Here is a 24,031-nt window from a genome sequence, read left to right on the forward strand (position 1 = left end):
TTCCGGTTTCAACTGCCCGACGGGTCCTTATATTGGCCCCTATGTTGTTCTTTTTCGTTGCAATCGCGCTGATCGCTGGTTTCTTTCTGTATCGCCACTGGTCCAAGTCTCAGGCGCGCCAAAAACTGTTGTCCACACCGCTGACGGACCATAAGCGCCTCCTCATTGAACAGCAGGTACCACTGATCCGCCGCCTGCCCCTGGACCTGCGTGTCAAGCTGGATGGCAAGGTGAACTTGTTTCTGGATCAGGTTCGTTTCTTTGGCTGCGACGGGCTTGAGGTGACAGAAGAGATGGAACTGGCCATCGCCGCGCAAGCCTGCTTGCTGATTGTAAACAGCGATCTTTGGTACGATCACCTGACCACGATCCTCATCTATCCCAACGCCTTCAAGTCCCGGCAACGCAGGCAGGAGGGTTATGTGGTCAGCGAGAAAGAGATCGTGCGCACCGGTGAAAGCTGGGACCGCGGGCCCGTTATCCTGTCCTGGACCCACAGCAAACTCGGCGCGCTGAATGATCATGACGGGCAGAATGTCGTGTTGCATGAATTTGCGCACCAAATCGACGACCTTTCCGGTGGCACAAATGGTGTCCCGATCCTGAGCGACGGGCAGAGCTTTGCTGAGTGGGAGCGCGTCTTTCTGTCGGCCTACGACACCCTTGTCCGTGCCGTCGAAAGCGGGCGACGCACCGTAATCGACGCCTACGGCGCAACTGGGCATGAAGAGTTCTTTGCCGTTTCAGTCGAAGTGTTCTTTGAAAAGCCCCGCGACCTGAAATCCGAAGCGCCCGAGGTCTATGACCAACTTGCCAAACTGTTTCGTCTGGACCCGGTTGCATGGGCCTGATCGCCGCTTGCCCAGCATGCGGCAACCGACGACTTTTGTCTGACCAAACGATAGTTTAACAAATTTCAATTTTTGATTTACACTGAAAGCCATTGTTTTCTGGAGGACTTTTCATGTCATCAAAACTAATGGCCGAATTCTTTGGCACCTTTTGGCTGGTTCTGGGAGGTTGCGGCAGTGCTGTTCTAGCCGCCGGAGTGGCAGATGTGGGAATTGGCTGGCTGGGCGTTTCTTTCGCCTTCGGTCTAACCGTTCTGACGATGGCCTATGCCGTCGGGCATATCTCGGGCGGTCATTTCAACCCTGCTGTCAGCCTTGGACTGATGATCGGCGGCCGGTTTCCGGCCAAGGATCTAATCCCCTATTGGGTCGCTCAGGTCATTGGCGCAATAGCCGCCGCCGCGGTCCTGTACCTGATCGTCAGCGGTGCGCCCGGCTTTGAAGGCGTGGGTGGGTTTGCCTCGAATGGATACGGTGAAGCGTCACCAGAAGGCTACTCTCTGACCTCTGCCCTTGTGATCGAGATCGTCATGACCGCGTTCTTCATCATCATCATCCTTGGGGCCACATCCAGCGGCGCTCCAGCCGGGTTCGGCCCCATCGCAATCGGACTTGGTTTGACCTTGATCCATCTGATCTCGATCCCGGTGACCAACACTTCCGTCAACCCGGCCCGATCCACCGGAGTTGCCCTGTTCGCGGACGCGCCGGCCCTTGGACAATTGTGGCTCTTCTGGGTCGCTCCATTGATCGGTGGCGCGATCGGCGCACTGATCTGGAAGGCGATGACAACGGACGACTAAAGGCTAAGCGGGGGAATATTTCCCCCGCTTTCAAATTCCTAAGTTATCATCTCTGACGACACCACGCGCGAACAGGGAGGTACACATGCTTCGAACACTGATGGTCACAGCGGTGACGTTGAATGCGACAGCGGTACTGGCGCAAAATGCCTGGATGAAAATCCCAGAACCGCCCACGATGCCCGAAGCCGTGTCCAGCGGTACGGCCAACATCAATGGCATCGACATGTACCACGCAACCTATGGCACTGCCGAAGGCACGCCCGTTTTGCTGATCCACGGCGGTCTTGCGCATGGCGATATCTGGGCAGCTCAAGTTGCTGATTTGGCCAGCGACCACAGTGTGATCGTGGCGGATACGCGGGGGCACGGCCGTTCAGCCAATGACGGCAGCACCTACAGCTACGAACTTTTGGCTCAGGATTACCTGGCATTGCTGGATCACCTCAATGTTGAGCAAGTACATCTGGTCGGATGGTCGGACGGTGCCAACATTGGCTACACAATCTCGACCACGGCGCCGGATCGTCTTGCCAGCCATTTCGCCCATGCGGGCAACGTTACTTTGGATGGGATTGACCCCTCAGTCGAAACCAACGAAGTCTTTGGGGCTTACGTAGGGATGATGGCTGAGGACTATGCCGCCATGTCCCCCACTCCGGACGGGTTCGAAGCGTTTCTGGGCGGTGTCGCAGCCATGTGGGCGACGGAAAAGCCCGGAGGGCTTGAGGAGCTGAAATCCGTAAACGTGCCCACTCTGGTCGTGCAGAGCGAACATGACGAAGCAATTCTGACCGAACACTCACAGGCGATTGCCGAGGCGATTCCGGACGCTGAACTATTGATTTTGAAAGACGTCAGTCACTTTGCGTCATTTCAAGATCCGGACACATACACGCAAGCGATCCGAAACTTCATCGACCAATGACGAGAAACCCGGCGCTGGGGTAAGCGCCGAGTTCAAAGATCACTCGGTAACGGTGACTTTTTTCATCACGTCCGGCTGGCCGATCACCGCGCCATTCTGACCCTCACCGCGTTTGATCGCGTCTACCACGTCCATGCCGCCGGTCACCTGACCAACAACCGTGTACTGGCCGTTCAGGAACGGGCCCGGTTCGAACATGATGAAAAACTGCGAGTTGGCGCTGTTGGGGTTTTGCGCCCGCGCCATGCCAACCACGCCCCGGTCAAATTCGAAGTCCGAAAATTCGGCCGGAAGGTCCGCACGGTCAGAACCGCCGGTGCCAGCGCGACGCAAATCTCCGCCCAGACGGCCATGCTCAACATCGCCGGTCTGAGCCATGAAGCCGTCGATCACGCGGTGAAACACCACGCCATCGTACTTCCCTTCATTGGCCAGGGCAGCGATTTGCTCGACATGTTTCGGGGCCAGATCATCGAACAGGTCGATAGTGACGGTGCCATTGGCCCCCTCACCTTCGATCTCGACCTCGAGGCCCGTGGCCAGCGCCGGGCTGGCCAACAAGGCAAAAGCAGCAGCCAGCTTATACATCGGCTGCCACCTTGACGCTGATCATGCGGTCAGGGCTCATCGGCGGCTCACCACGAACGATGGCGTCCACATGCTCCATCCCGTCGATGACGCGACCGTAAACGGTATACTGACCGTTCAGGAAGTGGTTGTCCTTGAAGTTGATGAAGAACTGCGAGTTGGCTGAATCCGGGCTCTGCGAACGGGCTGCACCCAGCGTGCCGCGGTCATGCGGCAGTTTCGAAAATTCAGCCGGAACGTTCGGCAGAGAAGACCCGCCGGTACCCGCCATACGCAGGTTGAACCCGTCTTCCATGTCGCCGTGCTGAACATCGCCGGTCTGCGCCATAAAACCGTCGATCACGCGGTGAAAGGCCACGTTGTCATACTCACCACTGCGCGCCAGTTCTTTCATGCGAGCGCTGTGCTGGGGCGCTACATCCGGCAACAGCTCGATGACGACATTGCCGTCTTTGAGTTCGACGATGATTGTGTTTTCGGGATCCTTGATCTCGGCCATGAGGCCCTCCTGTCGTTTTATCTTGCGCAAATACCTATGCGCAGGGCGCGGGAATGCCAAGTGACGCATTGACCTGACGGCAAAATGCAGGAAAAGAACCGCCTAAGTCACTTTCATATTTGTCGAGGATTGCGCGATGGGCTGGAAAACACTGGACGACATGGACCTGAACGGTAAACGCGTGCTGGTGCGCGTGGATATCAACGTGCCGGTAGTCGACGGCGTGGTGACCGACGCCACCCGTATCGAGCGCATCGTGCCGACTGTGAAGGACATTTTGGCCGCTGGCGGCAAGCCCATCCTGCTGGCGCATTTCGGACGCCCGGGCGGCGAACGTCGCCAAAACCTGTCGCTGAAGCAGCTTGTTCCGACGCTGGAGGCAGCCTTTGGGACCAAGGTTCGGTTTGGCGAAGACTGCGTGGGGATCGAGGCGGAAACAGCGGCAGCCAACCTCAGCGCTGGCGAAGTGCTATTGCTGGAAAACACGCGATTTCACGCGGCAGAAACCAAAAACAGCCATGAACTGGCTGCCGGCATGGCAAAGATGGGTGACGTCTATTGTAATGATGCCTTCTCGGCTGCGCACCGTGCGCACAGCTCGACTGAAGCACTGGCCCGGTTGCTGCCCGCCTGCGCGGGCCGCCTGATGCAGCAAGAGCTGAGTGCGTTGGAGGCCGCGCTAGGCGCGCCTAAACGCCCGGTTACTGCGGTTGTCGGCGGCGCCAAGGTTTCGACCAAGCTGGACCTGCTGGGCAACCTGATCGAAAAGGTGGATTACCTGGTCATCGGCGGGGGCATGGCGAACACCTTCCTCGTCGCGCAAGGCGTGAATGTCGGCAAGTCGCTGGCGGAAAGCGCGATGAAAGAAACCGCCGCCGAGATCCTGGCCAAGGCCGAAACGACCGGCTGCCAGATCGTCCTGCCTCGCGATGTCGTTGTCGCTGAAAAATTCGAGGCCGACGCCCCCAATCAGGTCCTTCCAGCCGATCAATGCCCTGCAGACGGCATGATCCTTGACGCTGGCCCCGAGACCGTAGCTGAAATCACCGCGATTTTTGCGAAGAGCCAAACACTCATCTGGAACGGTCCGCTCGGCGCGTTCGAAATTGAACCCTTTGATGCCGCGACCAACGCAGCGGCCTTGAAAGCGGCCGAGTTGACAAGGTCGGGACAGCTTGTGTCGGTTGCGGGCGGCGGCGACACAGTTGCTGCGCTGAATGCGTCCGGTGCTGCGAGGGACTTTTCCTACATTTCGACCGCTGGGGGTGCCTTCCTGGAATGGATGGAAGGCAAAACGCTGCCCGGCGTTGCTGCGCTGGAACAGTAACGCCCCTTTTGTCTGGTAATCGGCGTTCATGGTACAATACCCCTTAAACCGGGAGATGATCTGCCATGAAAGCCGTTGCCGCCCTTACTGTCATGCTTCTGCCTTCTGCTGCGTTCGCTCAATCACACTGCGACGGGCACACACAGCTCGATCTCAATTTTTGCGCCAAAGAGAAATGGGAATCGGCAGATCAGGAGCTGAACCGCCTGTGGTCTGAGATCAAGCCAATCTCCGACGCGCGCGGTGACGGGCGGCCCCTTCTGACCGAACAACGCGCCTGGTTGAAACGCCGTGACGCAACCTGCGACCCAGAACTTGACAGCGACGGCAGTGCGGCACCGATGTTCTACTGGGCCTGCATGGAAGAACAGACCTTAACGCGTAATCAAGCGCTTGAATCCTGGCGCTGAGGGTCCCGCCAAATAGTGCGGCATCACCGGACTATCATATTTATTCGTCGATCTTCAAAAAGTGCGAATCAAGGGATTCACAAGCCGAATCACCTGTGACATAGTGTTGGCAGATGTCCGAAAAGGGCACGTTTAGAGGCAGACTTCATACGGCGGTAAACAGAGTGTCCCGTTCCCATCGGCCCGGTTTGGGCGCAGTTGCATTTTTCATGGTGGCTTTCATGCTGGGTGTTTATTTCACCTTCGCCGCCGTGCAGGGTGATTATGGCCTGTTCCGGCGGGTCGAGATTGCAGCGGAACGGGACGCCCTGTCGCGCGACTTGGCTAAACTGGACGCCGAGATCGCCGAGATGGAAAACCTGACGCGTCGCCTTTCGGACAACTATCTGGATCTGGACCTTTTGGATCAGCAGGCACGGTCCGTGCTGGGCATGATCCGCTCGGATGAAATCGTCATTCGCTGATCCTGGCATCGATGCCAACCCAATTTAACCTTATGATCACGCGCTGAATTCTGCCCGGCCGGACGCTGCGTCACATTTCCCCTCGCCAGAAAGCAGGAAATGCTTTAAGAGATAGTTTAACGCTAAACTATCTTGCCGAGAGGGGGAGATCGCCACTATGGCTGCGCGAAAAACCACAAAGAAACCAAATGTTTCTGCGGAAGAACTTACCGAATACTACCGTGAGATGCTGCTGATCCGCCGATTCGAGGAAAAGGCCGGTCAGCTCTACGGCATGGGTCTTATTGGCGGTTTCTGCCACCTCTACATCGGCCAAGAGGCCGTTGTTGTCGGCCTCGAAGCGGCCGCTGAAGAAGGTGACAAGCGCATCACATCGTACCGCGACCACGGTCACATGCTGGCCTGCGGCATGGATCCGGGCGGTGTGATGGCCGAGCTGACCGGGCGCGTTGGCGGACTGTCCAAGGGCAAGGGTGGCTCGATGCACATGTTCTCGAAAGAGAAGCATTTCTATGGTGGCCACGGCATCGTTGGTGCACAGGTTCCGCTGGGTGCCGGTCTGGCATTTGCCGACAAGTACAAAGGCAACGGACGCGTGACATTCACTTATTTCGGTGACGGCGCCGCGAACCAGGGCCAGGTCTATGAAACCTTCAACATGGCCGCCCTGTGGGACCTGCCGGTTGTGTTCGTGATCGAGAACAACCAATACGCCATGGGCACCGCGCAGGCGCGATCGACCTCGACCAAGGATATCTACCACCGCGGCGAAGCGTTCGGCATCCCGGGTGAGATCGTCAACGGTATGGATGTACTGGCAGTCAAAGCGGCTGGCGAAAAGGCTGTTGCACACTGTCGTGCGGGCAAAGGCCCCTATATCCTCGAGATCAAGACCTACCGCTATCGCGGCCACTCGATGTCCGACCCGGCCAAGTACCGCACCCGCGAAGAGGTTCAGAAAGTCCGCGAACAAAGCGATCCTATCGAACACGTGCGCGAGCTGCTGCTGACCGGCAAACACGCGACCGAGGATGATCTGAAGGCGATCGACAAAGAGATCAAAGAGATCGTCAATCAGGCCGCCGAATTCTCAAAAGAAAGCCCCGAGCCTTCCGTCGAAGAGCTCTGGACCGACATTTACGCCTGAGAGGACGAATAAGACATGGCAACCGAAATTCTCATGCCCGCCCTTTCGCCCACGATGGAAGAAGGCACATTGGCCAAATGGCTGGTCAAGGAAGGCGACACTGTATCAAGCGGCGACATCATGGCCGAGATCGAAACCGACAAGGCGACGATGGAATTCGAAGCCGTCGATGAAGGCATCGTCGGTAAGATCCTGATCGCTGAGGGCACCGAAGGGGTGAAGGTGAACACCCCTATCGCGGTGCTAGTTGAAGAAGGCGAAGACGCCTCTGCCATTCCGGCGGCTGCACCCGCAGCCGCGGCGGTGGCCGAGGCCGCCCCAGCGGCGGCAGAGGCCCCCGCCCCTGTCGCAGCTGCTCCTGCCGCACCGAAGGTGGACTTGTCTCCGGACTGGCCGGCAGATGCGCCGATGGAACAGCAGACCGTGCGTGAAGCCTTGCGCGATGCGATGGCCGAAGAAATGCGCAGCGACGAAGATGTTTACCTGATGGGCGAAGAAGTCGCTGAGTATCAGGGCGCCTACAAGATCAGCCAAGGTATGTTGGACGAGTTCGGCAGCAAGCGGGTCATCGACACCCCGATCACCGAACACGGCTTTGCCGGCATCGCCGTCGGATCCGCCATGGCCGGACTGAAACCGATTGTCGAGTTCATGACCTTCAACTTCGCCATGCAGGCGATTGACCAGATCATCAACTCGGCGGCCAAGACGCTCTATATGTCCGGTGGCCAGATGGGTTGCCCTATCGTGTTCCGTGGTCCAAACGGCGCGGCCGCGCGCGTGGCCGCTCAGCACAGCCAGGATTACGCGGCGTGGTATATGCAAATCCCCGGTCTCAAGGTGGTGATGCCCTATTCCGCCGCTGACGCCAAAGGTCTGCTGAAATCGGCAATTCGCGATCCCAACCCGGTTGTATTTCTGGAAAATGAAATCCTCTACGGTCGCTCTTTCGACATGCCGCAGGTGGATGACCTTACGATTCCGCTGGGCAAAGCACGCATCTGGCGCGAAGGCTCGGACGTGACAATCGTCAGCTTTGGTATCGGCATGCAATACGCGCTTGAAGCAGCTGACAAACTGGCTGAGGAAGGCATCAGCGCCGAGGTTATCGACTTGCGCACGATCCGTCCGATGGATACCGGCGCGATCATTAACTCGGTGATGAAGACCAACCGTTTGGTGACAGTCGAAGAAGGCTGGCCGCAAGGCTCTGTCGGCGGATACATCTCGTCCGTCGTGATTCAAGAGGCTTTCGACTATCTGGATGCGCCTGTCATCAACTGCACCGGCAAGGATGTCCCGATGCCTTACGCCGCAAACCTGGAAAAACTGGCCCTGATCACAACCGAAGAAGTGATCGCCGCCGTCAAACAAGTGACCTACCGGTAAGGAGCGACAGACAGATGCCTACAGAAATTCTGATGCCCGCCCTGTCACCGACCATGGAGGAAGGCACGCTGGCCAAGTGGCTGGTCAAGGAAGGCGATACCGTCTCGTCCGGCGACCTGCTGGCCGAGATTGAAACCGACAAGGCCACGATGGAATTCGAGGCCGTTGACGAAGGCGTGGTAGGAAAGATCCTGATCCCTGAGGGCACCGAAGGGGTCAAAGTCAACACTGCCATTGCGGTGCTGCTGGAAGATGGCGAAAGCGCGGATGACATTGCCGCAGCCCCTGCCGCTGCGCCGACGGCTGCTCCTGCTGCCGCAGCGGGCAACGAGGTTGCCGCGCCTGCGGCACCCGAGGCGCCCGCCCCTGCTCCGGCTGCTCCGGCCAAGGCGGATGGTGGTCGGATCTTCGCATCTCCGCTGGCCCGCCGTATCGCGGCCCAGAAAGGTCTGGATCTGGCGCAGATCGCTGGTTCTGGCCCACATGGGCGGATCGTGAAAGCAGATGTCGAAGGCGCAACTGCAACTGCCCCGGCTCCGGCTGCCGCATCCGCACCCGCCGATGCTGCACCAGCAGCCGCTGCAGCTCCGGCCGGTCCGTCCGCGGATGCTGTTGCCCGGATGTACGAAGGTCGCGACTACGAAGAGATCAAGCTTGACGGGATGCGCAAGACCATCGCTGCCCGCCTTTCCGAGGCCAAGCAGACGATCCCGCATTTCTACCTGCGCCGCGATATCAAGCTGGACGCGCTGCTCAAGTTCCGCAGCCAGCTGAACAAGCAGTTGGAAGGCCGCGGCGTAAAGTTGAGCGTCAACGACTTCATCATCAAGGCTGTCGCCAACGCGCTGCAACAGGTTCCCGAATGTAACGCCGTCTGGGCCGGTGACCGGGTTCTGCAACTTAAACCCTCGGACGTGGCTGTCGCAGTCGCCATTGAAGGCGGTTTGTTTACTCCGGTTCTGCAGGACGCCGACACTAAATCGCTATCCGCATTGTCGACCGAGATGAAGGATCTTGCCGGGCGTGCCCGCGAGCGTAAGTTGGCCCCGCATGAATATCAGGGCGGCACATTCGCGGTCTCGAACCTTGGTATGTTCGGTATCGACAATTTCGACGCCATCGTGAACCCGCCGCACGCGGGCATCTTGGCAGTGGGAACCGGGCTGAAAAAACCGGTTGTCGGAGATGACGGTGAACTGACAGTAGCTACGGTTATGTCGGTCACAATGTCTGTCGATCACCGGGTTATTGACGGTGCGCTTGGCGCCCAGTTGCTGCAAGCCATTGTGGAAAACCTGGAAAACCCGATGGTCATGCTGGCCTAAGAAAAAATTAGGGCCGCGCCGATACCAGACCGGCGCGGCCCAACCAGATCACAACCGTCATGTGAGCGCTTGTGATCACCACGCGCGTTGCGCGGACGCCTACCGTAAACCACCTTGTCTGAATGAAAATCACGGACACAGGTGCCCTATGACTTCTACCTATTCGATAAAGTTCTTGCTGGTTGCAGCCCTTGTGTTTGGTATGCCGGCGGTTGCGGCGGCGAAGCCCAATACCTATCCGGGTGAACATTCCGCCTTCGTTTCTGATCCAGCCGAAACGGCTAAACGTGAAGCTGAACGCGCGAAAAGGAAAGAAGAACGAAAAAAGCGGCGTGAAGAACAGCGGCGCAGGCGGTCGATCAAAAAGAACGACCGCTTGAACTGACTTGAGTTACTGGTCTTTGCCCAGCATGTGATCCATCGAGATCGAGGGTTGATCGCACCCGGCCTCTCCGACGATCTTGGCCGGTATTCCGGCCACGGTTTTGCATGCCGGCACTTCCTGCAGTACGACCGAGCCTGCAGCGATACGACTGCAATGGCCAACTACGATATTGCCCAGAACCTTGGCACCCGCTCCGATCAGCACGCCATCGCCAATCGTGGGGTGGCGCTGTTCTTCTTCCTTGCCGGTCCCGCCAAGGGTCACCGAATGCAACATCGAGACGTTGTCGCCAACGATCGCCGTTTCGCCAATCACGATCGAATGCGCGTGGTCGATCATGATACCTTTCCCGATCTTTGCCGCGGGGTGGATATCAATCCCGAAAATCTCGGACGAGCGCATCTGAAAGAAGTACGCCAGATCATAACGCCCCTTGCGCCACAACCAGTGCCCCACGCGATAGGCTTGCATCGCCTGATACCCTTTGAAGTAAAGGATTGGCTGCAACAGGCGGTGGCAGGCCGGGTCGCGTTCGTAGACGGCCATCAAATCCGCGCGCGCAGCTTCGAGCAGTGCGGGGTCGTCGGCATAGGCTTCGTCCACGATCTCGCGCAGCACCATCATCGACATTTCGTTCGAGCACAGTTTGGCCGCAATCCGGTAGGACAGCGCCCGTTCCAGGCTGCGGTGGTGCAAGATACAGGCGTGAACCAGCCCACCCATCAAAGGCTCGATCTCAACTGCAGACTGAGCTTCGGCGGTGATGCGATCCCAAACAGGGTCGACGGGGGTCACGTGGCTGCGCGTTTCGAACATGGCTTTTCATCCTTTGCTGCGCCTAGAATGCCATTTAGTGGCAAAAACGCCAAACGCAAACCCGTGATCGACAGGGCAACGAAAATGAATGAGACGCAGGTGGAGGATTTCAAAGACCGTATCCGTGCACGATTGGACGAGTTGGCGCAGCATTCCGTCCTTGGAACCGAGGCGCAGGCGGTGGTTGAACTGGACCAGCAAGCTGTCGGGCGGCTAAGCCGGATGGACGCCCTGCAAAATCAGGCAATGGCTAAGGCTCAGCAAGCAAATCGGGATATCGAAACACGCCGATTGACGGCAGCCCTGACCCGGATTGACGACGGTGAATTCGGTTATTGCGAAGATTGCGGCGAAGGGATTCCGGTGGCTCGCCTGAACCTTGACCCGGCTGCCAGCAAGTGCGTCAGCTGTGCTTCCGGGTAACGTGAAAATGAACCAGACACCGCAAAACCATCTCAAAACACTGACAGTATTGCATGTCGTCAAAACTGGGCTCATCGGCCAAGGGCCGGGTTCGAGCCGCCGTCATCAAAGACCCATTGCCGAAAAGCGGGTGCAATTGCCCAAACTGGCCGACAAAAGTGTCGGCCAGTTCAGCTTCGTTGATCATTCTGGCGCACAGGTGTTCCCGTTCGGCCGACGGCACGTTCAGCAACGCGCGCGCCGCAGCACTTACATCGCCATGTAGAACAGGACGCATGTGTGCCTCACGCAACCTGAAGACGTGCGGCGGGACCTGGCCCGTAGCTGGCAGAGATTTGTGCAACATAAACTTCGTAAGCCGCAGTCACGCCATCGGCAGCTTTCATCGCCGATGCGTATGTCCAGCGCGGCTCTGACGTCATCTGTTCGCGTATTATCGACCCGTTGATCCTGATTTTCACCAGATAGGATTCGGTTTCTTCCCCCAACGGCACGTCGAAACCATCCCAAGCATCCCCATCCAACCGGGTTCGACGTATCCAAGTTATTTCGTCACCATCGCCGGTTGATGTAAGTCTGACATGCACCGGAGCATAAGGTCGCAACCCGTTACCCTCAAAAGCTTGAACCTGATGGAGGAACGACGGGTCGTCATAGCTCCGCGTTCCCGGCCCGATACGGTAGTGTTTCGCCACACGCCGTTCAGACCTCAACAACCCAGTTTGAAATACCCGTTCATCCAGCAGGACAAATGTCGAACCATCGGGCCAGATGTCAGGCATTGTAACGTCTGTACCCAGTTGGCCGCGCAGGCGACCTGAAATGGCAAAGATACCCGGTCCCTCCAGCTCGGCATTGGCAAACTGGAACAGCTCCCAGTTGCCAGGCGTTCCGTCCCCGATTGCGGCCAGATTGGCCCCATTCAGCAAAGCATCGCGGGGGCGCGATTCCAGCAAGCCATCGACCAGCCCGACGCGTAGTGGTGCACCATCGTCCCAAACCCCGATGCTGGCCCGTGGCAGAGGTGTTTGGGTAAATCCGATTACAGCCTGCGCCGAGATGACCTCCTGCAGGGCATAATCCTCGTCATTCACGGCCGAATACACCGCGGCGCTGCCGGGCCAGGGGTCGGCGGACACGGCAAGGTAGGGCGCGTGTGGAACTTCCGATCCGGTGATTAGCGGCAAATCCATGAACACCGGCAAGACCGGAACCGGGGCGACAAATGGCCTGATCGAGACTTTGTCATCGGGAAGGTCTGACGGCGCGTATATCCCCGGCTCAATCCGAACCGCATCCGCCAGTTGCATCTCGCCCTGTTCCAGTCGGTCGATGCGAAAACGAGCGCCCTCGCCGCTTTGATCAAGACTGATGACATCACCTGCGCCGATGTGCCCCGATGAAGGTGGTAGCGCAAAGCGCACTGTTTCGCGCGACACACGCGCCTCACTCAACCAACGTTCTGCCGTCTGACGACCTTCTGCACGGGTCATGGACAGGGGCATCTCGTTGACAGCCACTGAATGAGTGCGCGTGTCGGGTAATATGGCTTCTTCCGCGACAATGTCGTGGTCCCCATCCGATTGCACAAAGCGCAGGCGAACCCGACCTGTCATCTCAGCCTCGGCCTCACGACGATGTTCGATACCTGTCTCAATATCAGAGCTAAGCGCCAGACGCTGCTGATCCAGAGCGATGGCGCGCTGACCATTGCGCATCTGAAACCGCAATACGCCGTCCCGTTCGACCGCATCGAAACCGTAGCGCAGCATCAGCGGCTGCAGGGCCGACCGTGCATCCGAAACCTGCTCGATAGCGTAGCCGCGCACCACACCGTAAAGGCGCGATGTGTCGATGTCGGGCACCCCTGCGCCATAACAGATTTCGGTCACCACCGATGCCAGCGTGCGCGACCCGGACCGCCCGTTTAGCCAATGTCCACGGGCGTAATTCTCACCATCGCTCCATTGGCTCTGCAGGTTCGGAAAGGTTGGGTATGGCCGCGCATCCCAGGCCCAGACATAGATGTTGGACAAATCAATCATGCGTCCACCGTAAATATCCGAAACCGGGTTGTTTTCCGCCTCGGACCAATAACCCAGAACCGCCTTCAGGTACTGCACCTGAATGAAGTCGTCACGCAGGCCGTTGGAGTATCGCGGCAGTTTGGATTCCGATGATTTCGGATCCAGAAATTTGTTCGGCTGATTGGTGCCCTTATCGATGGCAGCGCAACCCAGTTCTGTGAACCAGATCGGCTTGGACATGGGTTCCCATGCCGTCCGATTGGCTTGCCGTACCCCTCCGATCCTTTCGTGATGTGGTTGCGACCACCAATTGCGTATGTCCTTGTATCGCCAGATCCAAGCCTCGTCATGCGCTTGATCTTCGATTGCGGACCGGATCTGGGCTTTGGATTCTTCGGTCGAGGCGTAATACCAGTCGTACCCTTCCCCGCCTTCAACGTTGCCGCGCAGGTAATCTAGATCATAGATCGCATATGCACCCGCGTTGGCGTCGACGTGATCCTCGCCGTCCCGCCAGTCAGACAGCGGCATGTAATTGTCGATCCCAACAAAGTCGATATTATCATCTGCCCAAAGCGGATCGAGATGGAAATAGCGGTCGCTTCCAGCATCGAAGGGTTTGTAACCGAAATACTCACTCCAGTCGGCGGCATAGCCGATTTTGGTGCCTGACCCCAGGATTTTGCGTACCTCAGACGCAAGAGTTCGCATCTGGTTCACGGCTGGAAACCCGGTCGTCCCTCTGATTTGGGTCAGAGCGCGCATCTCGGATGCAATGCAGAACGACGCCACACCGCCGGCCGCCTTGCAGAGCGCCGCATAGTGCAGAATGAACCGGAACAGCCCCCATTCCTGCGGCCCCGTATAAGTGACGGTGCCATCGCCCACCGTATAGTCGCTTGCCCGAGCCTGACCAAAGAACTGCGCAACCTGAGCGTCGGCCTCTGCCGTCTTGTCCGGCGACCCACTGCGCCCCGGTGCCTCGCTCAGCGTGATCCGACCTCGCCAAGGCAGGTGCGGTTGATCCATGGCATTCGACCACGGATCCGGCAGCCCGTTATCTCGCAGTTGGTCCATGAGGATAAACGGATAAAACATCACCCGCTTGCTTGATGAGTTCAAATGCCTGATCGCCTCAATCACGGACGCATCCGCTGGTGTTGCGCCATAGACAGGCCTATCGTTTTCGATCTGAACAACCTGTGCGGCGGCCCGGGATATGCCCGAAACGCTCCAGGGCATGTTTTCGCCGTCAAACTCCTTTTGCAGGACCTTCGGCTGCACCTTGCACTGGCCGCATCGCAGATCATCACCAAACCACGACACAACAAGCGATACTGCATCGCAGGCGGGCAGTTCAGCACTCAGCGCTTTTGTCGAAGTAACCAGATCGGAAACTCCCGAAGCCGAATGCACGTTTGCAGCCCAGCTTTGGCCCTGACCCTTGGAATAGTTCACCTGAGAGCTTGCCAGCGAATATTCACCCGTTCCCGGGATCATCGCCACACCGCGCACGATCCGGGATACAGCATCTGGCGTATCTGGCAGACCCGGCTGTTCCTGTCGGACAACCTCAAAGGAAAACTGCGGGACGCGGTTGCCGAATGCGGCAAGCTGAAGGTCCTCAATCACAACATAAGCCGTGCCCCGGTAGGCCGGAGCCTGCCCGGCGCCCTCAACCGCCTCGATCAATGGGTCTGGCAATTGGTCATCGGTGCCTTTGTACAGGCGCATATTCAACCCCGCGCGTTCCAATTCTTCGCCATCTGCCCAGATGCGCGAGACGTCAGAAATCTGCCCGGCCCCGACCGCGATCGCCAGCGAGATCGAATAGCTGTAGGTATGCGTGGTCGTTGTTGTCGTCGCCGAGCTTGGCTTGCGCGACCCTTTTCCACCACGCGTTGATTGCGTTGTCGTACTAGTGCTGCGGGTTTCCAGAAAGTCCGACGCCCAAATGACCTGCCCCCCGACGCGCATACGGCCAAATATTGTGGTGACCGGAGAACCCTCTCCGGTATCGGTCAGACGGAAACGATCCAGCCGCCCGGTTTCAACAACCTCGCTGCCGCCGCCCATCACCGATTGGCTCATCAATCGCTGGTCAATGACCCGCCCCAATGTGGCACCAACGGCCCGGCCTATGATTGCTGTGGAAAGACCTGCGACAGTGCCGCCGATCGACCCGCCAATTGCGGCCCCTGCTGCAGAAAGTACAATCGTAGCCATTTACCTGACCTCCAGCGGAAATGCGAAACAGGCGACAACCCGGCGGCGCCAGGGGTCGCTCAGGGCGTTTTCAACAACGCCGTGCCCGGAATATGCGTGAATGAACCGTGGAACTGTCCCAGTTTCACTGACAACACCTACGTGCTTGGCAACACCGCCATCGCGCATGCGAAACAGCAGCACATCCCCAGGCGCCAATTCACTGGGTGGCTTCGCCGTCAGGTTTCGCCGCGCCGCATCCCACATGCGTTCTTCGCCCTGCGGTTCTGACCAGTCCATGCTGTAGCTCGGTACTCTTTCAGGCTCTGCTCCGTACAGCGCGCGCCAGATACCGCGCAGCAATCCCAAACAATCGGCTCCCGCGCCCTGAACGGACGCCTGATGAACATAAGGCGTGCCAAGCCATCGGCGTGCTTCCGTAACTATGTCGTTCCGTTCTATAGTCATCGCCGGCTGCCCCCTTTGTTCGGTTTGTCTTTCTTGGGAACTGCCATCACCCAGTCTTCCCCCGGCAAATCCGGAAAGCCCTGGAAGTTGATGAGGTTGTTGAACTTCTTTCGGCACGTTTCCATACGCTTGTCACAGCCTGCGGTCAGCCTGACGCGGTCGCCAACGGTTAGCCCGCCGCTGATTCCGGTCCATAAGGTGACATTGCGCCCGCCCGCGACACGTTCATCCTGTTTGACCGAGGCCCAAAGACCCGATGCCGAACCGGAAATCACATCCAACCGGCCACGTTCGAACCACGTCGTGTCCCGCGATTCTGCTCCTCTCAGCTGCAGCACACTACCCGCCGACAGGCTGACAATCTCCGCTTCTGCCTGAAAACCGGCTGCAGCCGCATTGAACCGACAGGCACCATCGCCCAGCACTGCGGTGCAGGGCTTTTGATAAATCCGTCCCAACGGCCGGTTCAGCAGATCCGTCAGCCCTCGCAGCTCGGCATGAAACGCCCCGCCACCGCGACGCATTTCCCCAATCGAGCCACGAAACTGCAACACCCTTTGTTCGGGGTTTGCCCAGTTCACCAGCCAGGCCCGGACCTGAGCGCCGTCGAACCGCCCGGCCTCGATGTCTTCTTCCCTGATTGCTGCATCAGACAGCGCACCCATCGCCTCGGAGTTGTCAATCGAAAGGCCTGTCGCCTGTTCGAGCGCTGCCGCGGTCAGACCACTGCTTGCCTTGAAGGCCAGCCCGTCAAAGCGCAGCTCCATATCGTGGTCGGTAAAGCCGTAAACCTGCCCATCCTCGCGCTTGATGGTCCAGCATCGACAGGTTGTCGTCATTCCGCTTTGCAGATGTTCCTGCAATCCTTGCGTGCCGCCACTCATCAGACCCGCACCTCAACAACCGGAACGTTCGGCACGTCGCCCGCTTGAAAGCTGGCCACGCTGGTCTGAATCTTGTCCGTGTCGAACCGAACGGGCACGTCAAACTCGAACCCCGCCGTTATTTCGACATCCTGCGGTGGCGCATTGGTGAACGAGATCCGGCCGCGTGCCAAATCCACCTCAAAATCCACACCCTCGCGCATTTCATCCTGCTCAAGGCCCAGCTTCACTGTCCCAAGAACCGGTTTCAGAATCGGGCGCACATATTTAAATCCACCGGAATAATAGATTTTAACCAGTTGAAATTCAGTCGTTCTATCGTCACCCCGCGCGATGATCTGATCGGCATAATCCACCTCAGCCGTTGCTGCGCCCGATTTGAAGTCAGACCAATCCTTCCACCGAAATCCGAACATCTGCCCTTGCCGCGCCTCGAAGAACGCAATCAGCGTTTCGATATCGTCCAGGGACCGCATTCCCAACCCGGCATCGTAACGCCGCCGCGAATGGGCCCAGGGCGTATTGCGTTCTTCGAACCCGTTGGCCAGCGTCACGATATCCGTGCGCCGCTCGGGCCCGCCGACCGAACCAAAGCTCAGACTGGCGGGAAATCTCACTTCGTGGAAATTCATGACCTGCTCCCTCGTTTTATCTGTTGCGATTGCCGCGGCCCAAGGCTCGGCTCATCTGCGCAGCAATCTGGCTTTGACTGCGCCGGAACCCCTGCACATCCGGGGTGGTGATGTTCATCACGACGTTGACGGCGCGACCTCCGCCCGAATTACGCACCCCCAGCTTGCCATCCGGCCCGCGTGCCAGCGGCATGATCGCCTCAGGACCGGCCTCGCCCATCAATCCTGTGCCGCCGCGCATGGGAAAGGTGGTCGGACCGCTGACGACACCGCCGTTGGCGAATGGTATGACGCGCCCCTGCGAAAAGCTGCCGCCATCAGCAAAGGGCAACAGCCCCTGCACCAGACCACCAACGGTGTTCGCCAGCATCCCCCCGAAATGGTCGGTTACCGGCTTGATCGCCGCCGAATACGCTGTACGGATCATTGAATTCTTCAGCACGTCCAACGCATCCGACAGGTTCATCCCGTCCAACACCACGCCATCGAAGGCCTTGCGCAACCCGCCGGACATACCGCGTTCAAGCGTGGCGACATCCTTGCCAGTTTCCTCAAACGCCGCGCTGATCCGTTTCATCTGGCTGTCAAAAGCAGCCGCCATCGACGCCGCGTCGCCCAGCGAGTCGCCCAGCGCCTCGCCGCGTTCCTGCAGGTCATCGAAACCGTCACGATCCGTCATCACGCTCTCCTTGTGTTTTGTCGGGATAGGCCTCTAGCAACGCGTCCAGGCCAGCCCGGTTCATCGCGGGCATCCCAGCGCCCTGCCCCAGCATCAGTTGCAGCTCGACCGGGGTCAGCCGCCAGAACTGATCTGGCGTCAGACGCAGACCGACAAGCGCGGCCCGCATCAGGACAGGCCAGTTGAACCCACTCATGCCTGTTCCGGCACCATGAAGGCCCGCGCCAGCAACTCGGCCGCCACCCGAGCGCCCGCCATCGGGCCACCCGCAATCTCGGCGCTTAGCAGGTCGGCACGGGTGACATCACCGCCCCCGCCCCGCAACCCAGCCACGATCAGCGCCAGCACGTCACCGCTTGAATATGCACCGCCTTCGAACCGTTGCACCAACTCAACCAATGAACCCGTGCCCAGCTCTTGCTCCAATTCCGCCAAAGCGCCCAAGGTCAGTTTGAGCACTCGCCTCTCTCCATCGATGGTCAAAGCCACCTCGCCCGTCCACGGATTGGCCATCGGATTACAGTGCCGTAAAGCTCAGCGCGCCGGCGCTGGCCATGCTCATCTCATATGTCGCCTCACCGTTATACGAGCCCGCATATTCGATACCGGTCATCTGAAACGCGCCCTCAACAATACCGAAATCGGGAATAATCACCTGAAAATCGGGCGTCTCGCCATCAAAGAACAATTGCCGCGCGCGCTCATCCGTGCCTGCATCCTTGAACACGCCCGAGCCTGAGATTGACGCCGATTTGACCCCAGCCCCTGAAAGAAGTTCCCGCCAGCCACCCTGACTTTCCAGGCTTGTGACATCCACGCTTTCCGCGTTGAAGCTGACCCGCGTGGCGCGCAGCCCCGCGATTGTTTCGAACAGACCGCTGCCGTTCATATCCACTTTGACCAAAAGGTCCTTGCCGTTCTGGGCACCCATTTGCTCTCTCCGTTGATTGCTTATTCGTCTTCCACGCGCGCGCGGAATCTCAGGTCGATCTGGCGGATCGCGCCTCCGGTCCCGGTGCGTCTGGCAGAGGCGCGCTCGAACCACAGGCCCACGATGCGTCCGCGGTCGAGGGTGGGTGTGGCGCCATCCAGCGCGTCACACACCGCACCGGCCAGGGTTTTCGCAGCCCCAAAACCTGCAGCCTCTGAGACAACCGAAACCGAAAACCGGTGCACCGCGCCTCCGCTCGATCGATCAGAAGCGTCACGAACGTCTTCCGGTCCCAAGGTCACATAAATCTGTGGGACAGCGCCGGCTGGAACCGCGTCATAGATTGCGCCCGCCGACAAACTGCTGACTTGCACATCTTCTGAAATCTGTTTGAACACCGCCGCCTGCAGGGCGGCCGAAACGCCATAGCTCATGCTGCGACCTCCTCATCCGCGAAGCAGGTCAGGAACTGGCCACGCGGGTCGCGCTCGGCGACAGCGCGGATTACAAAGCGGCGCGTGCCATCTGCAAAGCGCTGATCTGGCGATGGCCGCATGGTTGACCCCAGGGGCGCGCCTCGGACGACGATGCGATATCCAACCCGTGATACGGGGACGCCTGCCACCTTCCGCTCAGACCCGCTGCGCGCGGTCACCTCGGCCCACACTGCGCCGAGAATTGCCCAAGTCTCGTTGTATCCGCCAGAGCCATCTGCCACGCGCACCGGCGCTTCCAGCACAAGCTTTCGGTTCAATCGCGGCGACTTCATTGCATCACCCCAGCGCCAAACCGAACCGTACGATAGCGTTGGATCAGGCTGGTAACACCGAATGGCATGCACCCCGCACCCAGCGCCGTTTCATCACGGTACTCATAGTAATGCGCAGCCAACAGCAGCACCGCCTGCCCCAGATCGGCAGGCAACTTGCCCCAATCACCCGCCATCCCGGCGGTGAAGTCGACCCTGACAGCCCCCCCACTGGGCATCTTTGGCATCAATGACCCCATAGGGCGCAACCGCGGGCGCTGAACGTCTTTTTCCAACCGGTACATATCCGAAGAAACGATGGACTCCCCACCTTCTGCGTCCGCCAACGTCACAGTTCTAACCTCGGTGACCGGGGCCACCGGCAGCACCTCACCGAACTGGTCCCGCCAAATGTTCAGACTCCATGAGAAATCCCGCTCGATCAGCACCTTGCCGGTGCGCGCCTCGATCGCCGCGATCGCCGCGCGCAGAAATCCCTTAAGAACATCGTCTTGCACATCATCTTCGGCAAAACCTGTGCCCAGCCTTAGATGGGCCTTGAACTGATCCACCGGCAGCGCCGCATCCGCGATGGCGGTTTCTTCGATCAACATCATCCATTCACTCCGCAATCTCGGACCCCTCCGGGTCCGACTTCAGGAAAATGACGGGCACGCGCCGCCCCACGTTGCTCGGACGGAGGGGAGCAGCTAGACAACGCAGGGGGTCTCACCCCGGCCCGCGCCCGCGCCCGAGGGGCAAATGCCCCCCGGGTTCCGTCACCGCTTAGGCGGTGCCGAATTTCACCAGCTTGATCGCGGCAAAGTCACTCACGTCGCCACCCACGCGCTTGGTTGCGTAGAAGAGAACGTGTGGCTTGGCACTGAACGGATCGCGCAAGACGCGTAGATCAGGGCGCTCGGCAATAGTGTAACCGGCTTGGAAATCGCCAAACGCAATCGAGAAGCTGTCGGTACCCGCATCCGGCATGTCCTCGGCAATTAACACCGGGTAACCCATGAGGCGCGCGGGCTCACCCGCAGCCAGTCCGTCCGACCAAAGGAAGCGACCATCGCTGTCCTTAAGCTTGCGGATTACACCGGCAGTTTTCGAGTTCATCACGAAGGTGCCATTTACGCGGTACTGCGCGCCCAGCGCATAGACGACATCGACAATCGCATCCGCATCGACACCGCCATCAATGCCAGTCGGGACATAGCCCAGATTGCCCCAGGTCCAGACATCATTGTCCACCTTGGCATGGTCCAGAATACCTTTTGGTTTGTCCGCACCATCGCCCGAGATGAATGCTGCCGCCTCGGCGCGGGCAAACTTGTCGGCGATACGACCGGCCAGCCAACCCTCAACATCGAAGGCGCTGTCATCGAGCAGGCGCTGCGACGCCTTAGGCAACGCGCTCAACTCGTGGAGCGCAATCGAGATACGATCAATCGACGGTGTCGTTGTCTCGCTCGCGGCGGCGTTTTCGTCGGCCCAGCCTGCACCCACGTCTGTGTGGTCGATCAGCACGTCGAACGAATTTGCCTCGACATTCACCACAGACGCAATCGAGCGGATCGACGCGGTCGATTTCAAAACCGACTTGATGATATCGGCAGTCTGTGGGTCGACCAGGTAGCCGCCATCGCTGTTGACCGCGCTGGACAGCGATTTGGCTTCCATCTCCAGACCGCGCAAGCCGTCATCGTCGCCACACCGCACATAGGCGTCAAATGCCTTTTGATGCGGGGCTCCGTCCAGGGTCGAGGCCGCAAGACGCGGGCGCGCCGCAATGGTTGATTTACGATCCAGCATAGTCAGTCGCTCTTCTGTCTGTTGCAATTTGGTTTTAACTTCAGCCTTCAGGCCCTTGAATTCGTTCACGAAGCCAGTCATCGCCTGCTTCACCTCCTGAACCAAGGGCACACCCTCTCCGGTCAAGGCCGGGGTCTCGGTCTTGCTCATCAGAACTTCCTTGTTTGGGTGGGTTTGAGGCGCGCTAGGTTCGCGCCAGCTCCAGCCGAGCGTGATCAAACGCCTCGGCAATACTGCGCAGGGTGTCTTCGGCGTCCGGGGTCGTCCCTTTTGCCGCTACCCGCGCACTGGGCAGCATCGGAAAAGTCACAAGTGAGACTTCCCACAGCTCCAGTTCAGTCAGGACCCTTTGGCCCTTTTCATTTTTCACGGCCCTCTTGGTGCGATAGCCAATTGACAAGCCGTCAATTGCTCCCGCCCGGATAAGTTCCGCGGCCTCACGGCCTTTTTGCGTACTTTCCAACATACGTCCCTTAACCCACAGCCCACGCTCGTCTTCGCGCACGTCATCCCATACACCGATGGGCTGCGCCGGGTCGTGCTGCCACAGCATCTTGACCCTTTGACCTGCCGCCTTCAGCTCCGCCAACGAAGTGCGGTACGCACCACGCTGCACCATGTCGCTACCTTGATCGACTTGCCCGAACAGGCTGGCATAACCTTCAATCACCGCATCATCGGTCACCGACAACCCATCGCTGAACCGCGCAAACTTGTGCTCCAATTCCATGAACATACCCTCGTAAACATGTGAATTTATGGCGTTGCCACCAGAATGGATTGAAATGCCTGTGCCAGGATCACGGCCACCACGCCATAGACCGTCAGCCACAACCGTTTCTCCAACCGCTCCATCATCTCTTCAATCTGATCCAATCGCCGACACAAATGCGCATGCTGGATTTCGGCCACCCGTTCGTGCGCGGCCAGACGCAGGCCAGGCGCGCATTCAAACGGAGGATACCCTTCACCCATCGGCACGCTCCGGCAACCCCAACAACGCGCGCTTCTCGGCATCGCTCAGGAAATCCGCCCCGTTGACCCGCGCCCATTGCGCATCCCGCTCCGCCGAAAGCGCGGGCACCTGATCCAGATCGGGCTTCAGCATCAGATCCTCACCGGTAAAGCCCACCAGCCACTCCGACACCGCCGCCGCCACCCGCGTCACCAGGGGCAACACGGTCAGGCGATAAAACGCCCGGTTGGCCTCCTGATAGTTCGAATAGGTCGCATCGCCCTGGATCCCCAGCAGCATCGGCGGGACCCCAAAGGCCAGCGCGATCTCGCGGGCGGCGGCTTCCTTGGTCTTTTGAAACTCCATATCGGACGGAGAGAACCCCATCGGCTTCCAATCCAGTCCCCCTTCCAGAACCATTGGACGACCAGCATTGCGCGCCCCGCGATAGTTCTGCTCGATCTCATCGGACAGACGCCGGAACTGATCCTCGGCCATCACCCCATGGCCATCACCCTTCCACACCAGCGCCCCCGAAGGCCGCGCCGCATTGTCCAGCAGCGATTTCGACCACCGCGACGCGCTGTTATGCACATCAATCGCCATCGCCGCCGCCTGCATGGGCGAGAACCCATAGTGATCATCCTGCGGGTGGAACGACTTGATATGGCAGATATTTTCCGCTGAAAACCGGTGCTTCTTGCCACCAACCGCGTAATCATACGCCTTGGGCCACCCATCCGCACCCGGCACCACGCTCATCCGGTCGGACCGCAGCACATGCAACTCAACCGGCAGCCCCTCGTCAGCCCGAACCGCCTCGACATAGGCATTGCCCGACAGCAGCAACTGCCCGAACAGAGCCTCCATCAACTCCGCCCGTCCTTGTGCCGCATTCGGACGGCGCATCAGGGACAGGATCGGATGGGTATCATAGCGCTGCGCCTGATCCTGCAGCACCAGTGGCAAGGCCGCCGCCGCCTCGGCAATCAGCTTGACGGACCGAAACCCCACCGGGTTCCCGGAAAACCCCGTCCGCGTCAGCGACACCGCATCCCGAGGGCTCCACGCCACTCGCCCACCCGTCTGCCACGCCACCACAGGCCCCGCCGCGCTCGCCTTCGCCTCGGGCGCTGCTTCAGCCGATCCACGACGCAAGAAATCGAATACCATCTGTGCTCCTTTCTGCCGCCGCTCTGCCCGGCTTGTTGAAAGAAGTTATGAGGGAAAGAAGTTTAAACCTTGGGAATTGGGCGTACGGGGGTTGGGCAACGGGTTGTGACCGCATCGCAACGTTCAATCAAGGACTGTGTAAGCTCGAAGCCATTGCTA

At 59.1% G+C, this 24,031-nt stretch carries 30 protein-coding genes; 11 read left to right on the plus strand and 19 right to left on the minus strand.

The window, feature by feature from the left end:
• Positions 1-41 precede the first annotated feature (41 nt).
• The 3 genes from GOW92_RS21050 (at position 42) to GOW92_RS21060 (ending at position 2,582) form a co-directional block, all read left to right on the plus strand.
• Complete coding sequence (locus GOW92_RS21050; RefSeq protein WP_170564500.1) at positions 42-851, plus strand: zinc-dependent peptidase; 810 nt, start codon at positions 42-44, stop codon at positions 849-851.
• Positions 852-964: 113 nt separating this feature from the next.
• A complete protein-coding gene (gene aqpZ, locus GOW92_RS21055) occupies positions 965-1,654 on the plus strand; it encodes an aquaporin Z (protein WP_170564503.1) in 690 nt (229 codons plus the stop codon).
• An 85-nt stretch (positions 1,655-1,739) separates the two neighbouring features.
• Positions 1,740-2,582: an alpha/beta fold hydrolase gene (locus GOW92_RS21060; RefSeq protein ID WP_217356569.1), complete on the plus strand. Its 843-nt coding sequence runs from the start codon at positions 1,740-1,742 to the stop codon at positions 2,580-2,582.
• Positions 2,583-2,621: 39 nt separating this feature from the next.
• Here the strand turns inward: GOW92_RS21060 and GOW92_RS21065 are convergent, their stop codons facing one another.
• Both GOW92_RS21065 and GOW92_RS21070 read right to left on the minus strand, forming a co-directional pair.
• Entirely contained in the window at positions 2,622-3,170 is a 549-nt protein-coding gene (locus tag GOW92_RS21065) for a peptidylprolyl isomerase (RefSeq protein ID WP_058277518.1), read from the minus strand.
• Positions 3,163-3,669: a peptidylprolyl isomerase gene (locus tag GOW92_RS21070; RefSeq protein WP_170564507.1), complete on the minus strand. Its 507-nt coding sequence runs from the start codon at positions 3,667-3,669 to the stop codon at positions 3,163-3,165. Before GOW92_RS21070 ends, GOW92_RS21065 begins: the two co-directional genes overlap by 8 nt.
• A 136-nt stretch (positions 3,670-3,805) precedes the next feature.
• Here GOW92_RS21070 and GOW92_RS21075 point away from each other — a divergent pair, with 136 nt between their 5' ends.
• The 7 genes from GOW92_RS21075 to GOW92_RS21105 all read left to right on the plus strand — a co-directional run bounded on the left by GOW92_RS21075 (position 3,806) and on the right by GOW92_RS21105 (position 10,116).
• Positions 3,806-4,996, plus strand: a complete 1,191-nt coding sequence (locus GOW92_RS21075) for a phosphoglycerate kinase (protein WP_170564510.1) — start codon at positions 3,806-3,808, stop codon at positions 4,994-4,996.
• 65 nt (positions 4,997-5,061) lie between these two features.
• Complete coding sequence (locus GOW92_RS21080) at positions 5,062-5,406, plus strand: lysozyme inhibitor LprI family protein (protein WP_170564513.1); 345 nt, start codon at positions 5,062-5,064, stop codon at positions 5,404-5,406.
• Between the two features lie 164 nt (positions 5,407-5,570).
• A complete protein-coding gene (locus GOW92_RS21085) occupies positions 5,571-5,870 on the plus strand; it encodes an FtsB family cell division protein (RefSeq protein WP_170564516.1) in 300 nt (99 codons plus the stop codon).
• 157 nt (positions 5,871-6,027) lie between these two features.
• A complete protein-coding gene (gene pdhA, locus GOW92_RS21090; protein WP_170564519.1) occupies positions 6,028-7,017 on the plus strand; it encodes a pyruvate dehydrogenase (acetyl-transferring) E1 component subunit alpha in 990 nt (329 codons plus the stop codon).
• A 15-nt stretch (positions 7,018-7,032) separates the two neighbouring features.
• Positions 7,033-8,406 carry a pyruvate dehydrogenase complex E1 component subunit beta gene (locus tag GOW92_RS21095; protein WP_170564521.1) on the plus strand — a complete coding sequence of 458 codons (1,374 nt, stop codon included), beginning with the start codon at positions 7,033-7,035 and terminating at the stop codon, positions 8,404-8,406.
• A 14-nt stretch (positions 8,407-8,420) separates the two neighbouring features.
• Positions 8,421-9,731: a pyruvate dehydrogenase complex dihydrolipoamide acetyltransferase gene (locus GOW92_RS21100; RefSeq protein WP_170564523.1), complete on the plus strand. Its 1,311-nt coding sequence runs from the start codon at positions 8,421-8,423 to the stop codon at positions 9,729-9,731.
• A 148-nt stretch (positions 9,732-9,879) separates the two neighbouring features.
• Positions 9,880-10,116 carry a hypothetical protein gene (locus tag GOW92_RS21105; protein WP_170564526.1) on the plus strand — a complete coding sequence of 79 codons (237 nt, stop codon included), beginning with the start codon at positions 9,880-9,882 and terminating at the stop codon, positions 10,114-10,116.
• Positions 10,117-10,122: 6 nt separating this feature from the next.
• Here GOW92_RS21105 and cysE read toward each other — a convergent pair whose 3' ends face one another.
• Positions 10,123-10,932, minus strand: a complete 810-nt coding sequence (gene cysE, locus GOW92_RS21110) for a serine O-acetyltransferase (protein ID WP_058277511.1) — start codon at positions 10,930-10,932, stop codon at positions 10,123-10,125.
• A gap of 84 nt (positions 10,933-11,016) precedes the next feature.
• On the opposite strand from cysE, the gene GOW92_RS21115 reads away from it, so the two are divergent.
• The gene (locus tag GOW92_RS21115) at positions 11,017-11,355 is read left to right on the plus strand and encodes a TraR/DksA family transcriptional regulator (RefSeq protein WP_170564529.1); all 339 of its coding nucleotides are present in this window, start codon (positions 11,017-11,019) and stop codon (positions 11,353-11,355) included.
• Here GOW92_RS21115 and GOW92_RS21120 read toward each other — a convergent pair.
• From GOW92_RS21120 to GOW92_RS21195, 16 genes are all read right to left on the minus strand, one after another.
• Positions 11,336-11,632, minus strand: coding sequence for a DUF7742 family protein (locus GOW92_RS21120; protein WP_170564532.1), 297 nt, complete (start codon positions 11,630-11,632; stop codon positions 11,336-11,338). The two genes, GOW92_RS21115 and GOW92_RS21120, sit on opposite strands and share 20 nt — an antisense overlap.
• 7 nt (positions 11,633-11,639) lie before the next feature.
• Complete coding sequence (locus GOW92_RS21125) at positions 11,640-15,608, minus strand: baseplate multidomain protein megatron (RefSeq protein WP_170564534.1); 3,969 nt, start codon at positions 15,606-15,608, stop codon at positions 11,640-11,642.
• Positions 15,609-16,055: an NlpC/P60 family protein gene (locus tag GOW92_RS21130; protein WP_170564537.1), complete on the minus strand. Its 447-nt coding sequence runs from the start codon at positions 16,053-16,055 to the stop codon at positions 15,609-15,611.
• Positions 16,052-16,939, minus strand: a complete 888-nt coding sequence (locus tag GOW92_RS21135; RefSeq protein ID WP_170564540.1) for a DUF2163 domain-containing protein — start codon at positions 16,937-16,939, stop codon at positions 16,052-16,054. The genes GOW92_RS21130 and GOW92_RS21135 overlap by 4 nt, the downstream gene beginning before the upstream one ends.
• Complete coding sequence (locus GOW92_RS21140; RefSeq protein ID WP_170564542.1) at positions 16,939-17,571, minus strand: DUF2460 domain-containing protein; 633 nt, start codon at positions 17,569-17,571, stop codon at positions 16,939-16,941. Before GOW92_RS21140 ends, GOW92_RS21135 begins: the two co-directional genes overlap by 1 nt.
• Before the next feature lie 16 nt (positions 17,572-17,587).
• Complete coding sequence (locus GOW92_RS21145; protein WP_170564545.1) at positions 17,588-18,250, minus strand: phage tail tape measure protein; 663 nt, start codon at positions 18,248-18,250, stop codon at positions 17,588-17,590.
• Entirely contained in the window at positions 18,237-18,446 is a 210-nt protein-coding gene (locus tag GOW92_RS21150) for a rcc01693 family protein (protein ID WP_170564548.1), read from the minus strand. Before GOW92_RS21150 ends, GOW92_RS21145 begins: the two co-directional genes overlap by 14 nt.
• Positions 18,443-18,763, minus strand: coding sequence for a gene transfer agent family protein (locus tag GOW92_RS21155; RefSeq protein WP_170564550.1), 321 nt, complete (start codon positions 18,761-18,763; stop codon positions 18,443-18,445). The genes GOW92_RS21150 and GOW92_RS21155 overlap by 4 nt, the downstream gene beginning before the upstream one ends.
• Before the next feature lie 4 nt (positions 18,764-18,767).
• Positions 18,768-19,181 carry a phage major tail protein, TP901-1 family gene (locus GOW92_RS21160; RefSeq protein ID WP_170564553.1) on the minus strand — a complete coding sequence of 138 codons (414 nt, stop codon included), beginning with the start codon at positions 19,179-19,181 and terminating at the stop codon, positions 18,768-18,770.
• 20 nt (positions 19,182-19,201) lie between these two features.
• Positions 19,202-19,615 carry a DUF3168 domain-containing protein gene (locus GOW92_RS21165; protein WP_170564556.1) on the minus strand — a complete coding sequence of 138 codons (414 nt, stop codon included), beginning with the start codon at positions 19,613-19,615 and terminating at the stop codon, positions 19,202-19,204.
• Complete coding sequence (locus GOW92_RS21170) at positions 19,612-19,950, minus strand: head-tail adaptor protein (RefSeq protein WP_170564559.1); 339 nt, start codon at positions 19,948-19,950, stop codon at positions 19,612-19,614. Before GOW92_RS21170 ends, GOW92_RS21165 begins: the two co-directional genes overlap by 4 nt.
• A complete protein-coding gene (locus GOW92_RS21175) occupies positions 19,947-20,546 on the minus strand; it encodes a head-tail connector protein (protein ID WP_170564562.1) in 600 nt (199 codons plus the stop codon). The genes GOW92_RS21170 and GOW92_RS21175 overlap by 4 nt, the downstream gene beginning before the upstream one ends.
• Positions 20,547-20,715: 169 nt before the next feature.
• A complete protein-coding gene (locus GOW92_RS21180) occupies positions 20,716-21,894 on the minus strand; it encodes a phage major capsid protein (RefSeq protein ID WP_170564566.1) in 1,179 nt (392 codons plus the stop codon).
• A gap of 34 nt (positions 21,895-21,928) precedes the next feature.
• Positions 21,929-22,474 (minus strand): HK97 family phage prohead protease, encoded by a 546-nt coding sequence (locus tag GOW92_RS21185; protein WP_438826361.1) that lies wholly within the window; start codon positions 22,472-22,474, stop codon positions 21,929-21,931.
• 26 nt (positions 22,475-22,500) lie between these two features.
• Complete coding sequence (locus GOW92_RS21190; RefSeq protein ID WP_170564572.1) at positions 22,501-22,719, minus strand: GTA head formation protein, RCAP_rcc01685 family; 219 nt, start codon at positions 22,717-22,719, stop codon at positions 22,501-22,503.
• Positions 22,712-23,872 carry a phage portal protein gene (locus tag GOW92_RS21195; protein WP_170564575.1) on the minus strand — a complete coding sequence of 387 codons (1,161 nt, stop codon included), beginning with the start codon at positions 23,870-23,872 and terminating at the stop codon, positions 22,712-22,714. The genes GOW92_RS21190 and GOW92_RS21195 overlap by 8 nt, the downstream gene beginning before the upstream one ends.
• Positions 23,873-24,031 lie beyond the last annotated feature (159 nt).

It is taken from the genome of Ruegeria atlantica (assembly GCF_013032505.1).
Lineage (GTDB): Bacteria > Pseudomonadota > Alphaproteobacteria > Rhodobacterales > Rhodobacteraceae > Ruegeria > Ruegeria atlantica_F.

What these genes read in the sequence shown, in the direction of transcription:
- GOW92_RS21050 (WP_170564500.1), top strand. Translation starts at nt 42, where the DNA reads ATGTTGTTCTTTTTCGTTGCAATCGCGCTGATCGCTGGTTTCTTTCTG.
- aqpZ (WP_170564503.1), top strand. Translation starts at nt 965, where the DNA reads ATGTCATCAAAACTAATGGCCGAATTCTTTGGCACCTTTTGGCTGGTT.
- GOW92_RS21060 (WP_217356569.1), top strand. Translation starts at nt 1,740, where the DNA reads ATGCTTCGAACACTGATGGTCACAGCGGTGACGTTGAATGCGACAGCG.
- GOW92_RS21065 (WP_058277518.1), bottom strand. Translation starts at nt 3,170, where the DNA reads ATGTATAAGCTGGCTGCTGCTTTTGCCTTGTTGGCCAGCCCGGCGCTG.
- GOW92_RS21070 (WP_170564507.1), bottom strand. Translation starts at nt 3,669, where the DNA reads ATGGCCGAGATCAAGGATCCCGAAAACACAATCATCGTCGAACTCAAA.
- GOW92_RS21075 (WP_170564510.1), top strand. Translation starts at nt 3,806, where the DNA reads ATGGGCTGGAAAACACTGGACGACATGGACCTGAACGGTAAACGCGTG.
- GOW92_RS21080 (WP_170564513.1), top strand. Translation starts at nt 5,062, where the DNA reads ATGAAAGCCGTTGCCGCCCTTACTGTCATGCTTCTGCCTTCTGCTGCG.
- pdhA (WP_170564519.1), top strand. Translation starts at nt 6,028, where the DNA reads ATGGCTGCGCGAAAAACCACAAAGAAACCAAATGTTTCTGCGGAAGAA.
- GOW92_RS21095 (WP_170564521.1), top strand. Translation starts at nt 7,033, where the DNA reads ATGGCAACCGAAATTCTCATGCCCGCCCTTTCGCCCACGATGGAAGAA.
- GOW92_RS21100 (WP_170564523.1), top strand. Translation starts at nt 8,421, where the DNA reads ATGCCTACAGAAATTCTGATGCCCGCCCTGTCACCGACCATGGAGGAA.
- GOW92_RS21105 (WP_170564526.1), top strand. Translation starts at nt 9,880, where the DNA reads ATGACTTCTACCTATTCGATAAAGTTCTTGCTGGTTGCAGCCCTTGTG.
- cysE (WP_058277511.1), bottom strand. Translation starts at nt 10,932, where the DNA reads ATGTTCGAAACGCGCAGCCACGTGACCCCCGTCGACCCTGTTTGGGAT.
- GOW92_RS21115 (WP_170564529.1), top strand. Translation starts at nt 11,017, where the DNA reads ATGAATGAGACGCAGGTGGAGGATTTCAAAGACCGTATCCGTGCACGA.
- GOW92_RS21120 (WP_170564532.1), bottom strand. Translation starts at nt 11,632, where the DNA reads ATGCGTCCTGTTCTACATGGCGATGTAAGTGCTGCGGCGCGCGCGTTG.
- GOW92_RS21125 (WP_170564534.1), bottom strand. Translation starts at nt 15,608, where the DNA reads ATGGCTACGATTGTACTTTCTGCAGCAGGGGCCGCAATTGGCGGGTCG.
- GOW92_RS21130 (WP_170564537.1), bottom strand. Translation starts at nt 16,055, where the DNA reads ATGACTATAGAACGGAACGACATAGTTACGGAAGCACGCCGATGGCTT.
- GOW92_RS21135 (WP_170564540.1), bottom strand. Translation starts at nt 16,939, where the DNA reads ATGAGTGGCGGCACGCAAGGATTGCAGGAACATCTGCAAAGCGGAATG.
- GOW92_RS21140 (WP_170564542.1), bottom strand. Translation starts at nt 17,571, where the DNA reads ATGAATTTCCACGAAGTGAGATTTCCCGCCAGTCTGAGCTTTGGTTCG.
- GOW92_RS21145 (WP_170564545.1), bottom strand. Translation starts at nt 18,250, where the DNA reads ATGACGGATCGTGACGGTTTCGATGACCTGCAGGAACGCGGCGAGGCG.
- GOW92_RS21150 (WP_170564548.1), bottom strand. Translation starts at nt 18,446, where the DNA reads ATGAGTGGGTTCAACTGGCCTGTCCTGATGCGGGCCGCGCTTGTCGGT.
- GOW92_RS21155 (WP_170564550.1), bottom strand. Translation starts at nt 18,763, where the DNA reads ATGGCCAATCCGTGGACGGGCGAGGTGGCTTTGACCATCGATGGAGAG.
- GOW92_RS21160 (WP_170564553.1), bottom strand. Translation starts at nt 19,181, where the DNA reads ATGGGTGCCCAGAACGGCAAGGACCTTTTGGTCAAAGTGGATATGAAC.
- GOW92_RS21165 (WP_170564556.1), bottom strand. Translation starts at nt 19,615, where the DNA reads ATGAGCTATGGCGTTTCGGCCGCCCTGCAGGCGGCGGTGTTCAAACAG.
- GOW92_RS21170 (WP_170564559.1), bottom strand. Translation starts at nt 19,950, where the DNA reads ATGAAGTCGCCGCGATTGAACCGAAAGCTTGTGCTGGAAGCGCCGGTG.
- GOW92_RS21175 (WP_170564562.1), bottom strand. Translation starts at nt 20,546, where the DNA reads ATGATGTTGATCGAAGAAACCGCCATCGCGGATGCGGCGCTGCCGGTG.
- GOW92_RS21180 (WP_170564566.1), bottom strand. Translation starts at nt 21,894, where the DNA reads ATGAGCAAGACCGAGACCCCGGCCTTGACCGGAGAGGGTGTGCCCTTG.
- GOW92_RS21185 (WP_438826361.1), bottom strand. Translation starts at nt 22,474, where the DNA reads ATGGAATTGGAGCACAAGTTTGCGCGGTTCAGCGATGGGTTGTCGGTG.
- GOW92_RS21190 (WP_170564572.1), bottom strand. Translation starts at nt 22,719, where the DNA reads ATGGGTGAAGGGTATCCTCCGTTTGAATGCGCGCCTGGCCTGCGTCTG.
- GOW92_RS21195 (WP_170564575.1), bottom strand. Translation starts at nt 23,872, where the DNA reads ATGGTATTCGATTTCTTGCGTCGTGGATCGGCTGAAGCAGCGCCCGAG.